The sequence below is a fragment of the Paraburkholderia sp. OAS925 genome (genome assembly GCF_040543975.1).
GTDB lineage: Bacteria > Pseudomonadota > Gammaproteobacteria > Burkholderiales > Burkholderiaceae > Paraburkholderia > Paraburkholderia graminis.
In genome coordinates this window covers 2863439-2877024 of sequence record NZ_JBEUNO010000002.1, presented here as the reverse complement: position 1 = coordinate 2877024, position 13586 = coordinate 2863439, and the positions used below count along the sequence as shown (strand labels likewise).

11 protein-coding genes and 1 pseudogene are annotated in these 13586 nt (G+C 64.0%); 4 read left to right on the top strand and 8 right to left on the bottom strand.

The window, feature by feature from the left end; translation table 11 throughout:
* Positions 1-170: 170 nt before the first annotated feature.
* The 3 genes from ABIE53_RS31575 to ABIE53_RS31565 form a co-directional block, all read right to left on the bottom strand.
* The gene (locus ABIE53_RS31575) at positions 171-1043 is read right to left on the bottom strand and encodes a MerR family transcriptional regulator (RefSeq protein WP_192700305.1); all 873 of its coding nucleotides are present in this window, start codon (positions 1041-1043) and stop codon (positions 171-173) included.
* Positions 1044-1081: 38 nt separating this feature from the next.
* Positions 1082-1735 carry a GNAT family N-acetyltransferase gene (locus tag ABIE53_RS31570; RefSeq protein WP_376916681.1) on the bottom strand — a complete coding sequence of 218 codons (654 nt, stop codon included), beginning with the start codon at positions 1733-1735 and terminating at the stop codon, positions 1082-1084.
* A 136-nt stretch (positions 1736-1871) separates the two neighbouring features.
* On the bottom strand, positions 1872-2759 hold the full coding sequence (locus ABIE53_RS31565) for a DMT family transporter (RefSeq protein ID WP_029968674.1): 888 nt from the start codon (positions 2757-2759) through the stop codon (positions 1872-1874).
* A gap of 115 nt (positions 2760-2874) precedes the next feature.
* Between ABIE53_RS31565 and ABIE53_RS31560 the strand changes: the two genes are divergently transcribed.
* Positions 2875-4317 (top strand): aminotransferase-like domain-containing protein, encoded by a 1443-nt coding sequence (locus ABIE53_RS31560; RefSeq protein ID WP_192700304.1) that lies wholly within the window; start codon positions 2875-2877, stop codon positions 4315-4317.
* A 40-nt stretch (positions 4318-4357) separates the two neighbouring features.
* On the opposite strand, the gene ABIE53_RS31555 is transcribed toward ABIE53_RS31560, so the two are convergent.
* The 3 genes from ABIE53_RS31555 to ABIE53_RS31545 form a co-directional block, all read right to left on the bottom strand.
* A complete protein-coding gene (locus ABIE53_RS31555) occupies positions 4358-5437 on the bottom strand; it encodes a TAXI family TRAP transporter solute-binding subunit (protein WP_192700303.1) in 1080 nt (359 codons plus the stop codon).
* A gap of 68 nt (positions 5438-5505) precedes the next feature.
* The gene (locus ABIE53_RS31550) at positions 5506-6552 is read right to left on the bottom strand and encodes a hypothetical protein (protein WP_192700302.1); all 1047 of its coding nucleotides are present in this window, start codon (positions 6550-6552) and stop codon (positions 5506-5508) included.
* Positions 6553-6917: 365 nt separating this feature from the next.
* Positions 6918-8489, bottom strand: a complete 1572-nt coding sequence (locus ABIE53_RS31545; RefSeq protein WP_192700301.1) for an MDR family MFS transporter — start codon at positions 8487-8489, stop codon at positions 6918-6920.
* Between the two features lie 73 nt (positions 8490-8562).
* On the opposite strand from ABIE53_RS31545, the gene ABIE53_RS31540 reads away from it, so the two are divergent.
* On the top strand, positions 8563-9387 hold the full coding sequence (locus ABIE53_RS31540; protein WP_192700300.1) for a TetR/AcrR family transcriptional regulator: 825 nt from the start codon (positions 8563-8565) through the stop codon (positions 9385-9387).
* 352 nt (positions 9388-9739) lie between these two features.
* The gene (locus ABIE53_RS31535) at positions 9740-10270 is read left to right on the top strand and encodes a response regulator (RefSeq protein ID WP_029968684.1); all 531 of its coding nucleotides are present in this window, start codon (positions 9740-9742) and stop codon (positions 10268-10270) included.
* A gap of 119 nt (positions 10271-10389) precedes the next feature.
* Here the strand turns inward: ABIE53_RS31535 and ABIE53_RS31530 are convergent, their stop codons facing one another.
* Positions 10390-11004 carry a Fur family transcriptional regulator gene (locus ABIE53_RS31530; RefSeq protein WP_006053227.1) on the bottom strand — a complete coding sequence of 205 codons (615 nt, stop codon included), beginning with the start codon at positions 11002-11004 and terminating at the stop codon, positions 10390-10392.
* Positions 11005-11106: 102 nt separating this feature from the next.
* Positions 11107-11733 carry a glutathione S-transferase family protein gene (locus tag ABIE53_RS31525; protein ID WP_006053226.1) on the bottom strand — a complete coding sequence of 209 codons (627 nt, stop codon included), beginning with the start codon at positions 11731-11733 and terminating at the stop codon, positions 11107-11109.
* A gap of 155 nt (positions 11734-11888) precedes the next feature.
* Between ABIE53_RS31525 and ABIE53_RS31520 the strand changes: the two are divergent.
* Positions 11889-13582 (top strand): annotated as a pseudogene (locus ABIE53_RS31520) (ATP-binding domain-containing protein).
* Positions 13583-13586 lie beyond the last annotated feature (4 nt).

The window sequence follows — 13586 nt, the reverse complement described above, 5'->3', positions numbered from 1 at the left end:
CGTCGTCTCCCTTTTACGCTCATAACTGTTACATTGAGTGATGTAACGATAGGAGGTCGAGACGGACGATGCAAGAGGGCGGCTAGACGCGCGACTCTAGGAAGTGGTGAAACGGCGGTGGCGCAATGACGCGATGGTCGTTGCGGCGCGAAGCTCGCGCATCGGCTGACTTACTGTTTGCGCGTTTTCTTTGTGCCCGTCGGGCGCGCGATGCTCGGCTTCGCGCCGGATTCGCCGAGTTTCTTCGCCATGATCGCGGCGACGCGATCGCCGAGATAATCGCCGGACGCTTCTTCCAGCGCACGATTCATCTCGCTTTCGACGAGCACCATCGCGAGCGGCCGCACGCGCCAGATTGCGTCGACGAGCGCGGGCACGTCGGCGGGCGGCGGAAGCGCGTCGGGATCGTAGCGGTCGAGTTGACGCACGACCAGATCCACCAGGGCCTTCGCGACCACGCTGAAATGCGGACGCACCGCGCCGACGGCCTCGAGCAGATCGGCGAGCGGAATGCCTTCTTTCGCGAGCGTCGCCCCGGCTGCGAGCGCAGTGGGGCTCGCCGACACGAACGAGAGGCCGTCGCGTTCGAGCAAGCCGAGATCGACCGCCTTCGCGAGCGCAGCCGGCGAAGCCTTGTCGCCGAACATCTGCAGCAACTCGATCAACGAATATTTCCGCGGATGCTCGCGCGACCAGCGTCCGCCGATCGCGGTTTCGAGGCCGAGAATCGAGCGAAGATCGTGTCCTTCGTCGACGGCCTTGATCAGATCCTGGATGTTCGCGAGCGTGTAGCCGCGCGCGAGCAGATGATTGATGAGCTTCAAACGCGACACATGCGTGTCGTCGTACACGCCGACCCGGCCGCGCTTCTCAGGTGGCGCGAGAAGGCCGCGGTCCTGATACGCGCGCACGTTGCGCACGGTCGTGTCGCTCACGCGCGCGAGTTCGTCGACGGTGTATTCGTTGCGCGGCGCGGCACTCGCGGGCATGTTGGCGGGCTGCTGCGGGGCGTCGGGCGCGGGTGACGGAGGCGGTTTTGGCATGCCCGCGATTTTACCGCGCTGCGCGGAAGGCGAACCGGCTACGTTTGCTGATCGGGTGGCGTCGTGGCGCCCGCGCCCAACGTCCTTTGCATCAACGTGCTGTCGAGCCAGCGGCCATGTTTGAAACCGACTGCCTTCAACGTGCCGATCAGCTCAAAACCCAGTTGGTGATGCAGCGACAGCGAGCCGCCGCTGCCGCCGTCCGCGATGACGGCGACCATCTGGCGCCACGGTCCGGCTTCGCATTGTTCGATCAGCGCCTGCAGCAGCACGCGGCCGAGGCCGCGTCCGCGATAGGCGTCGCTCACGTAGATCGAATCTTCGATGGTGTTGCGATACGCGGCGCGCGGGCGGTACGGCGTCGCGTAGCAATAGCCCGCAACTTCGCCGTCGATCTCGGCGACCATGTACGGCAAGCCGTGGTTGCGCACGGACGCGAGACGCGCGCGCAACTCGTCGACGGAAGGCGGGACTTCCTCGAACGACGCGACGCCGGTCAATACATGGTGCGCGTAAATGGCCTGGATCGCGGGCAGATCGGCTTCTGTCGCGTCGCGGATCAATGGGGCGCTCGATGCCGATGCCGATGCCGATGCCGATGCCGATGCCGATGCCGATGCCGATGCCGATGCCGATGCCGATGCCGATGCCGATGCCGATGCCGAAGCGGAGGCGGGGAGGGTTGTACTCATAACGTATTCCAGGAGCGGCCTTGCATAGCGCTTACGGCCTGTCGTGCCGGTTCTTCCGACGATACGTTTTACTATGCCCGCCGCGCCGCCAAATTCAAAGCCGTTCAAAAATCGTAGTACGCGAACACCGCGCGGCTCACGCCGTGCGCCGTGCAGGCGGCGCCTTCGAAAAGCGCCGCGCGCCGGCCACGCACGCAACCACCGCGACGGTCACGGCGATCATCGAGGGCGGCACCTGTTCATGCAGCAGAAGCCCCGCGAGCAGCAGTCCGAAGAACGGCTGCAGCAATTGCAGTTGGCCGACTCCCGCGATGCCGCCAAGCGCGAGGCCGCGATACCAGAACACGAAGCCGATCAGCATGCTGAACAGCGACACGTACGCGAGGCCCCACAGCGCCGCATGGCTGACGCCCTCGAACGACGCGGGCCGGGTCCACCAAGCAAGCGGAAGCATCAGCGGAAGCGACAGCACCAGCGCCCACGAAATGACCTGCCAGCCGCCGAGGTGCCGCGATAGCCGCGCGCCTTCCGCATAACCGAGCCCGCACGCGACGATCGCCGCGAGCATCAGTGCATCGCCTACCGGAGACGCGTCGATGCCGTGGCGCATCGCGAACGCGACCACTGCGCCGCTGCCGAGCGCGGAAAACAGCCAGAACGCCGCTTGCGGACGCTCGCCGCCGCGCAGCACGCCGAAGATCGCGGTGGCAAGCGGCAGCAACCCGACGAATACGATTGCGTGCGCCGAGCTGACGTGCCGCAGCGCAAGCGCGGTCAAAAGCGGAAAGCCGACCACGACGCCGAGCGCGACGACCACGAGCGGAATCACGTCGCGGCGCGCGGGACGCGCCTCGCGAAAGAGGAGCAGCAGCGCGAGACCGAGCGTGCCTGCAATGGTTGCGCGCGCGACCGTCAGGAACACAGGGTCGAGCCCTTGCACGGCAATGCGCGTGGCCGGCAGCGAGCCGCTGAAGATCAACACGCCTATGAACCCGCTCAGCCAGCCGTTCGTCGTCTTGTCCATTCGAAAAGTCCGTGCGCAATGAAATGAAGCCTATAGCATCCGCTCCCGGCATGAAAACGTTAAGCTACGGATCAGTACAATTCATGCAAACTGTACCGACGAAGGAGCAGTACAGATGGGCGATAGTGGACAGAACGCCAACGGCGAAAAGCCGCAAGGCACGCGGGTTGGCATCGTCATGGACAATCTGCGTGAACGCATTGCCAGCCGCTCGCTGATGCCAGGCGCACGCGTGCCGTCGATCCGCGTGATGACGGACGCGCTCGGCGTGTCGAAGTCGACGGTGGTCGAGGCCTATGACCGGCTCGTTGCCGAAGGCGTGATCGTCGCGCGGCGCGGCTCGGGATTTTTCGTGTCGGGCCACGCGCCGCCGCTCGCGCTCGCCGATCTCGGGCCGCGTCTCGATCGCGAGGTCGATCCGCTGTGGCTCACGCGGCAGTCGTTGCAATCGGACTCAAAGGTGCTCAAGCCCGGTTGCGGCTGGATGCCGGCGTCGTGGCTGCCCGAGGACGGCGTGCGCCGCGCGTTGCGAGCGATAGCGCGCGATCCGCAGTCGCCGCTCGCCGATTACGCGAATCCGTACGGTCTGCCCGCGTTGCGTCAGCAACTCGCGTGGCGGCTCGCGCAGCACGGCGTCGACGCGCCGCCCGAGCAGATCGTGCTGACCGACGGCGGCACGCATGCGCTCGACCTCGTGTGCCGCTTTTTGCTCGAACCGGGCGACACGGTGTTGATCGACGACCCGTGCTATTTCAACTTTCAGGCGCTGCTGCGGGCGCATCGCGCGCGTATCGTCGGCGTGCCTTACACGCCGTCCGGGCCGGATCTCGCGGCCTTCGAGCGGGCGCTGATTACGCACCGTCCGCGGCTTTATGTGACCAATTCCGCGATTCATAATCCGACCGGCGCCACGCTCGCGCCGGCGATCGCGCATCGGCTGCTCAAGCTCGCGGGCGAGCACGATCTGATCGTGGTGGAGGACGATATCTTCGCCGACTTCGAAGACGAAGCCGCGCCGCGTCTCGCGGCCTTCGACGGGCTCACGCGCGTCGTGTCGATCGGCAGCTTTTCGAAAACCCTGTCGGCGGCGGCGCGTTGCGGTTATATCGCTGCGCGCGGCGAGTGGATCGAGCCGCTGATCGACCTGAAGCTCGCCACGACGTTCGGCAACGGGCAGCTTACGGCGAGCGTCGTGCATCGATTGCTGGTGGATGGGACGTACCGGCGTCATCTCGAGTCGATGCGCGCGAAGCTCGCGGACTCGATGGGCGAGACCATGCGCCGCCTCGGCTACGCCGGCCTCGATGTGTGGACGCGGCCGCGCGCGGGCATGTTCGTCTGGGCGCGTCTGCCCGATTCGCTCGACGCCGCCGACGTCGCGCGTCATGCGTTAGGCGCCAATGTCGTGTTCGCGCCGGGCAATGTGTTTAGCGTCTCGCAGTCGGCTGGCGGCTATTTGCGCTTTAACGTATCGCAATGCAATCGGCCGAAAGTGTATGAAACCTTGCAGCGGGCGATGGAAAGCGCGGCCACGCGCGGCGAGCGCGAGCGGGCGTGACGGTGCGTGAGGGCGCCTGTTTGCTCGCCCCCAATTCAATTCATTTGCACAGCAAAAGCAACCGCTCCTGGTTCGTACACGTGCTGCGCGGTTTTTGCGCGACCTGCGCGGCGGCGGCCGCCGCGTTGACGCTCGCGGTTCTGTTGGCGAGGCACGCACGCAGATGCTTCTCGACCGGCGGGTAATACTTCCAGCCGCGTACGAGCGTCGGCAACTCGAGCTTCACCTGCTTCCACTTCGGATGCCCGTGTTCCTGCAGGTTATCGAAGTTCGCGCACAGCGAGTCGGCAAAGTGATTCAGGTTGCCGACGGTATCGCGCAAGCCGTAGTCGTAAGTGACGAGGAAAGCCTTGACCGTCAGCGTCGGGACGTCTTCCTTCAGCCAGTTCGGATAGCTGGTTGCGCGGATCGTCGCCGGGAAATAGGTTTGCTTCGCGCGGGTCGTTTCCGGCGCGGCGGAATCGGCCTTTAGCAGACGGATTTGCTGCAACAGCTCCGGGTTCATGTCGTTGAACAGTTTCGCGGGCTGCCCGACGACGATGATTGCGACGTCCACTTTTTTCACGATCAGTGCGGCGAGTGCGTCCTCGTTGCTCAGATGCTGGACGTTCTGTTCGGGAATCGCCTGGCCGAACATCAGGCGATACAGCGTGGTCGCCGACTGCGCGGTGCCGCTGCCGAGCAGGCCGACGCTGATGGTTTTGTCCTTGATGTCGCCTAGCGTTTTGAGCGGCGAATCCGCGCGCACCACGACGTTTATCTCTTCGTCATAGAGCGGCATGATGAGACGCAGCGGACGAATCGCCGTACCGGCATCGGGATTGCCGGAGTTGGCCATGTCGATGTACGCCTGATACACGTCGGACTGCACGAGCGCGAGCTTGACCCCCGGCTCATAGCGCATGCGCTGCACGTTCTCGGCCGAGCCCTTGGACGCGACCACGGCGAGGTCGATGCCCACGGGTTGCGCGACCCATTTCGACAGGTCCTGACCGATCTGGATATACGTGCCCCGTTCGGGGCCGGTGACGATCTTGTAGTGCGCGGGTTCGGCACTGATCAGCGAAGATGCGAGGAGCAACGCCGCTCCGAGCCATCCCGTCAAAAGTTTATGTAGCATGGTTCGCACCTATCGGTCAGTTGGCACAACCTCGTCCGTTCGATTCGGCATCCGAAATATCTGTTTGATTAGTTGGTAGTCTGACGGACGGTTTTTGCACTGGACGCCGTCTGCGAGTTGAGCGGCGCCCAGCCCGTTTCGCGGATCACGCGCTCGAGGATCGTTTTCGCGGCGTCGCTGCCGCTGTCCAGCGCGAGCGCCTCGTCTGAATGCTCGCGCGCGCAGGGCCACGACTGCTGATCGGCGCACATTTGCGCGGCGAGCAATGCAGCGTCGCGGCGCGCCGTCAACGGCTTCAATCGCGCGGCGAGAGTCTGCGCCTCGCTGCTGTCCGGTTGCAGCAATTGCACCGCGGCGAGAGCGGCTTGCGCCGCGCTGAGATCGTTCGCGGCGAATGCGGTCCGCGCTGCCTGCAACGCCTGGCCGGCATCGCGGAATTGCGGCGTGGCCGCTTTCGTTGAAGGTATCGCGATCGGCACGGCGGCCGGCAACGCCTGCGTGGTGCTTCGTATGGCGCCGGCGCTAATCGGTTTGCCAGGCACGGCGCCAACACTCGTGTTCGCCGCCTGATCCGGCGAATACCGTGCGATGGTGCCCGTCGCGGTTCTCGCGTCCTGCGCGGATTCCAAAGCCTGGTCGCCGTTGCCATGCAGGTCGCGGCTCTCGCTCAATAGCGCATAGCCGACATACGCCAGGCCCGCGGCGACAACGGCCACGCTCGCCACCACCACGTGCCGCACACGCAGACCGGCGCGCTGCACCACCTCGCCAGTTTCGGTGACGGGCAGCAACGAAGTATCCGGCGCGACGAGCGGCGAAGGCGCCGTTTGAAGACTGGCCACCGGCGCGAAATTCAATCCGGCATGTAGTGCGCCGCCAGGGAAGTCGGGCTCGCTGAATGTCGGCACGGTGAAGCTGTCGTGCAACGTCGACATGTTCAGTGTATTCAACGTTTTCGGCCTGCTTTCATGCAACGCGCTGCGGGTAGACGCGTCGTCATCGAGCGGATGAAAAGCGCCGCAATACGGGCAGTGTTCGAGTTGCCGGTAGAGGGCGCCGCCACATCGGTTGCAGGGCGTCGGAAATTGATGGCCAGCTAAGGTTTGAGTGGACATGCTATGGCTCCACCTGTGGAAAACAATGCCGTTACGGCATGCTCCCGATCGCGTTTGAGGCGGGGTCGGCGTCCGCGGAAACCACGATCTACATGCGCCAGAGAGTCCGGGCATGCACGAAGAGAACGTTGCATGCCGTCGTTTTCAATATGTGGCGTTTCGAGACGCGCGTCAATGGACGATCGACCCTATGTTATGTGCGCTACCGCACATTACCAGGTAGGACGAATGATCGTGCATGTGAGGAAGACGAGCGCGCGCCGCTTTTTTTATGCTATTGGCGCGCCGCTCGAAGATGAATTTCGGGCGCTTGCAACTAACGTTGGCATTAAGCGACCGACAGAGAAGAAGCGCAATGCGATTACTTACTGCTTGCGCAGCGGATGATCTTTCAGCAGCCACGCGCATGCGAACGCAAGCAGCACCACGCACGCCGCTGACAGATACACCATATGCAGCGCGCCTGCGAATGCCTGCAGATAGTCGGCGCGCAATGCGTCGGGCAACTGGTGAATCGCCGCGGGTCCGAGTGCGTGGGGCAATTGGGTGTCCGGTGGGATCAGCTTCTCGAGCCGCGCGGCAAGGCCGTTCGAAAACACTGCGCCGAACGCGGCGACTCCGACCGAGCCGCCGATCGAACGAAACAACGTCGCGCCCGATGTGGCCACGCCCACATGCCTGAATTCGACCGTGTTTTGCACGGCGAGAATCAGCACCTGCATCACCATGCCGAGACCGCAACCGAGAATGCCCATGTCGAGATACATCACATGAATCGGCGTGTCGATCTGCAAGCGCGCGAGCAGCAACATCGCGACTGAGACCAGCAGCGTGCCGGCAATCGGGAACATGCGATAACGGCCAATCTTGCTGATCGTGCGGCCAGTCACCATCGACATGACGAAGAGGCCGCCCATCATCGGCAGCATTTGCATGCCGGCTTCTGTCGGCGTGGAGTTCTTCACCACTTGCAGATAAAGCGGCAGGAACGTGACGGCGCCGAACATCGACACGCCGACGATAAAACCGATCAGACTGCTCACGACGAACGTGCGCTGCCTGAACAGTTCGAGCGGCATGATCGGCTCGACGGCGGTGCGCTCCTCGTGGATGAAACCCCAGATCGCGACGAGCCCCATCCCGAGCGTGAACCAGAGTTCCGGCGACGACCACGGCAACGTCGTGCCGCCCTCGCTCGTGAAGAGGATGATGCAGGTCAGCGCGCCCGCGAGAAACGCGGCGCCCATGTAGTCGATGGTGTGCTTGACGTGGCGCACGTGCGGCTTGAACACGGCGCCGATCACCGCGAGCGCGACAATGCCGAGTGGCAGGTTGATGTAGAAAATCCAGCGCCATGTGAGGTGTTCGACGAGAAAGCCGCCGAGCAACGGCCCGACCACGGTTGCAAGACCGAACACGCCACCGAACACGCCTTGATAGCGGCCGCGCTCGGCCGGCGGAATCACATCTGCGATAGCGGCCATCGTCACGACGAGCAGGCCGCCGCCGCCGAGTCCTTGCAACGCGCGCAACACGATGAGCTGCGTCATGTCCTGAGCGATGCCGCACAACGCGGAGCCCACGAGAAAGAGTCCGATGGCGGTTTGCAGCACGATCTTGCGGCCGAACAGATCGCCGAGCTTGCCGTAGAGCGGCACGACGATAGTCGAGCTGAGCAGGTAAGCCGTCACGACCCACGACAGGTTATTGAGCCCGCCCAATTCGCCGACGATGGTCGGCAACGCCGTCGACACGATGGTCTGGTCGAGCGCCGCAAGCAGCATGACGAGCAGCAGCGCGGGGAACAGCAGGCGAATCGGCGGATGGCCGGCGGCTTGCGCGTCCGCCTGATTTTCCGCCTGCCTGTCTTGCCGCGAACCGGCGTGCGGCTCAGCGTTCAGCACGCGCTCGGGTTGTGTGATAGTGCACTCTTGCATGGGGGCGTATTGAAATTAATTAATGCAGAAATTAATATATGCGACATCCGGTCGCGCGTCAAACACGAGAGCAATGAAAAGGACTTCGTCGGTGGGCAAGAAGATGAGCAGTGGGAAGGCGGGCGCGAGTAGCGCGGGCGCGGCCAGGGTGCGCAAGAGCGCGACGCGCGGTGCGGGCCCCGCGGGCGGTGCTACGCGCGGTGCTGCGGCAAAGGCAGCGACGGCGGCGTCGGCAGCCGCGCCGCAAGACGTTGCCGCGCGACGGCCTGGCCGGCCTTCGGGCGCGGCGCGCGGAGCACAGCAGCGCGACCGTCTGCTCGACGCGGCGCTCGAGCTGTTCGCGCGCCAGGGCATCGTCGATACGACGCTCGGCGAGATTGCCCGCGAGGCCGGTTTCACGCCGGCGATGATGCATTACTACTTCAAGACGCGCGAGCAGTTGCTCGACGTGCTGATCGACGAACGTATCGGACCGTTGCGCGCGGGTCTCGGCGTGCCATTCCAGGAGCATGCCGACGATCCCGTCGCGGCCATCACGCAGCTTGCGCAGCGGATGGTGCGGGGGGCGGTGGAGCATCCGTGGTTTCCGTCGTTATGGGTGCGGGAAGTTATCAGCGACAGCGGTTTGTTGCGGCAGCGCATGCACGAGCGTTTCGGCGACACGAACCAGAAGATGTCGCTTGCCGCTATCGAACGATGGCAGAAAGAGGGGCTTCTCAATGCGGCGCTCGAACCGTCGTTGATGTTCGTCACATTGCTCGGGCTGACGGTCCTGCCGCTCGCCACGTCGAAGCTGTGGCGCAACGATCCGAAGCGCCGCCAGGTCGGCGGTGACGAGATCGCGCGCCACGCGGTCGCGCTGCTCACCCAGGGGATTGGTCCGAAGAAAGCTCAGTGAGCTGATTAAAAGCGATAACGCGCAACCGGTTCGCGCACGTTACGTTGCACCGATGCGCGGCACATAACGTGCTACCGATGGGATGAACGCGAACGCTGCGCAACGGGGCTGCGGGCGTCGCACAAAAATCTGCGGAAAGACGAAAAGAAGCCGCGGCGGCGAGCTACGTGCGGAGCATCGCACGCGCTGTCGCGGGAATCGGGTGCCGGCACCGGTTGTCCTCGCAAGGACTCCGGGAGCCGTTTTTTCATTGGCGTGCAATTTTGGCGCGTTATGGTGCGCGCGTTGCAGGGACCCTTGTTTACAATCGTGCGCTTTCCTGCAACTCGGCACCTGAAATCGAGTCGGAACCATGAACAGCAACATCGCGGCCGCACAAAACGGCGGCAAGCAGCAAAACCAGCATAGTCAGCAGGGCGACACGTTGGCCAAGCCTGACGGCCTAACCGGATTTTTAGAGCAACAACAGAAGATGAACGGAGCATTGAGACTCGATCAGGCCACGATCGTGCTCGTAGAAGACGACCCGGACAGCCGGGAGTCGCTGACCCTGCTACTCGAAGCGGAAGGGGCAAACGTCGTTGCAGTGGCGGATGCCGAAGAGGGCGTCGAAGCGGCCGTCCGGCTGCTGCCCGACGCGGTCGTATGCGACCTCGAACTTCCCGCCATGGACGGCTTCTACCTGATCCAGCGTCTGCGTGATCACGAGATTCGCGGAGATCATGCGCCGTCGGTGGCGGTTGCGCTGACGGGCCATACGGATGACGCTTACCGTCTGCGAAGTATCGGCGAGGGTTTCCAGCATTTCATGACGAAACCTGCGTTGCCGGAAGATCTGGTGACGCTGCTGCACGACGCGATTGGCGCGCGTGCGGCGCGTTGAGTAGGTGAATTAACACGCTGCCCTGGCACGCCGCCCTGGCCGGCGGCACTCCAAACGCCGCGGCGAAATGCGGCGCGAAGCCGATACCGCTTTGCGCCGCCGTTACAGTCAAACCGCCGTTATTTCGCGGCGACGGGCGCCGTTGCTCCCGCCTTTGAAGAAACCGCTGCGGCGGCCTCTGCCGCCTGGCAGGCGGAACACAATCCCTTCAATTCGATTTCGTCGCTGGCGACGCGGTAACCCGCGTCTTCGATCTGCTCGATGAGCGCCTGGCGCAGTTTCGGCTGATGCAGTTCCGTCACGTTGCCGCATTGCTGGCAGACCACGAGAATGCCGTGCTGGCATTGCGTCAGGTCGTGGCAGACCGTGAATGCGTTGATGGACTCGATGCGATGCACGAGCCCCGCCGACAGCAAAAAGTCCAGCGCGCGATAAACCGTGGGCGGCGCCGAGCCCGGATGAATCTGGCGCATTTCGTCGAGCAGCGAATACGCTTTAGTCGCGCGGCCCGAATTGAGCAGCAATTCGAGCACTTTGCGGCGAAGCGGCGTGAGCTTTTCCCCGCGTTCGCGACAATATTCCTCGGCAAGGGCGAGCGCCGCTTCGGGTGACTCGCCATGCGTGTGCGCCGGCGCGTGCGTATGAGCATGCGCGTCGGCGGAAGCGGCGGGTTTCTCCGTTTTCGCGGGACTGGCGGAATGGGCGGCGTTCGCGGCGGGCTTGGCGTTCTTCATGCGTCGATTATAAAGGCCAACGCGCTATTGCTGCCGGGGCGCAAATAGCATCGCCGTCCGGCCCTGGACGTTCCCACCTGGCCGAGGCAACGCGGTCGAAGCTCACGTCAACGGAAAGTCGACGTATTTCTTGAAGCCCGAACGCGTCGCGATGCGCGAATACCACCGCTCGAGATTGGGCAGCGGCGGACGCTCGACGCCATCCAGCCCGAACCACCGCTTCGCGTACGCGCCGATCACGATGTCGGCGAGCGTGAACTTGTCGCTCTCGAGGAAAAAGCGTCCTTGCAGATGCGTGTCCAGCAGGTGCCACAGCGCGGTGACGTTGCGTACGTCGTCGGCGAGCTTCGCGGCGTCGCGCTGTTCCGGCGGCGTGCGCACAAGCGCCCAGAATACCGGCCGCTCCGCCGGTTGCAGCGTGGACAGCGACCAGTCCAGCCAGCGGTCGATGCTCGCGCGCAATTTCGGCTCGTCAGGATAGAGCGGACTTGCGGCGCCGTATTGCAGCACCAGATAGCGCAGAATCGAGTTCGATTCCCACAGCACGAAGTCGTCGTCGACCAGCGTGGGAATCTTGCCCGTCGGGTTCATCGAAAGGTAGGCGGGTTCGTTGTTGCGCCCGAACTGCAGGCCCGCGTCGATGCGCTCGTACGGCAGCACCAGTTCATCGCAGCACCACAAAACTTTTTGCACGTTGACTGAATTCGCGCGTCCCCAGATCGTAATCATCCGGTCATCCTTTTTTGTCGACAGTTGGCAAGCCGCGCCTCGCGCGGCGTTCAACCAGTAACGATACACGATGCGCATGCTTTGCATGCGAGTGCGCCGCGCACGGCATGATGCGTTGCGTACAATGAGCGCACCGCAAAACGACGAGGCACCGCATGGCCCGCATTGTCCCCGACGACTGGAAGAGCCTCGCCGCCACCGGCGCGGCGGCGCGCGAACGCGAAACCCTTGCGCTGCTCGAAAAGGCGCTGCCTGAAAACTACACCGTTTATCACGGCGTGCACTGGACGCGTCTGAACCAGAACTTCTCGGTGTTCGGCGAGGCCGACTTCGTGATCGTCAGTCCCGCCGGACGCGTGATGATCGTCGAGCAGAAAACCGGCTTTCTGCGCGAAACGCCGAAGGGGCTCGTCAAGGTCTATCTGCAAACCGAGCGCAACGTGGCGATCGCGCTCGCGCATACCATCGAAGGGTTGCACCGGCGCTTTACCGCGGCGTTCGGCGCGGGCACCTATTTCATCGAGGAACTGCTGTATTGCCCGGACCATATCGTGAAGGACGCGGCGATTGCGGGCGTGAATCCCGCGCGGATCGTCGACGCAACCCGGCGCGATCGCCTCGCCGCAGTGATTCGTGAAGCGCTGCCCGCAGACGAGCCGCGTCTTCCGTGCGCGTCGAAAATCCATCACTTTCTCGCCGATGAACTGGCGCTCACGCCGGACGCAAGCGCGCTCGTCGGTCAGGCCGGCACGCTCGTCACGCGGCTCGCAGGCGGCCTTGCAACGTGGGCGCGGCGGCTCGAGTTCTCGCCGTTCCGGCTGCGCGTGGTCGGCACGGCCGGCTCAGGCAAGACGCAACTCGCGGTGCAGGTGATGAAAGACGCCGTCGCGCGCAGCCAGCGTCCTTTGTATGTGTGCTTCAACCGCGCCGCTCGCCGATCACATCGCGCGCGTCGCGCCGCCCGAGGCGAAGGTCGCGAACTATCATCAACTGTGCGACTGGATCGCGCGCGATGCGGGCCGTCAGCCCGATTTTCAATCGGGCCAGGTGTTCGATCAGCTCGAAGCGATGTTCGCCGAAACTCCAATCGACGCGCGCTGGCAATTCGACGTGCTGATCGTCGACGAAGGGCAGGACTTTCAGGAGCCGTGGGTCGCCGCGCTCGAACGTCTGCTGAGCCCCGGCGGCGCGTGGTGGTGGCTCGAAGATCCGCTGCAGAATCTGTACATGCGCGAACCGGTCGCCTTGCCCGGCTGGACGACGCTGAAGGAAACCACCAACTACCGCAGCCCGCGCGACATTCTCGATTACGTGCGCGAGGTAGTCGGCGGCTCGGTGTCGAGCGCGGCGGCGCTGGCGTCAGGCAGTCCGTTCGACGGCTCCGACATCTCGCTGTCCGTCTACGACGAAGCGAACGCGGCGGAGGGGCGCCATTGAGGCAACCAAGCGCGCCATCACGCAGGCGCTATCGCTCGGCTTTCGCAAGCAGGACATCGCAGTGCTGTCGTTTCGCGGACGCGAGGGCTCCGCGATGACCGCGCAGGATCATCTCGGCCCGCATCGGCTGCGCAGCTTCACGGGCAAGTACGATTTGTTTGGGAATCCGGAATATCGTGACGGGGACGTTCTGTTCGAGTCGATCTATCGCTTCAAGGGTCAGGCGGCGCCGTGCGTGATCCTTACTGAGGTCGACTTCGATACATTCGATGAGCGTATCGCGCGCAAGCTGTTCGTCGGCGCGACGCGCGCAACGATGAAGCTGATCATCGTCGCTTCGCAGCGTGCCGCGCGGCATCTGCATCTGCGTGACGCGAAGGACGGCAAGGAACGGGAGATGCGCGAAGCCTGACGCG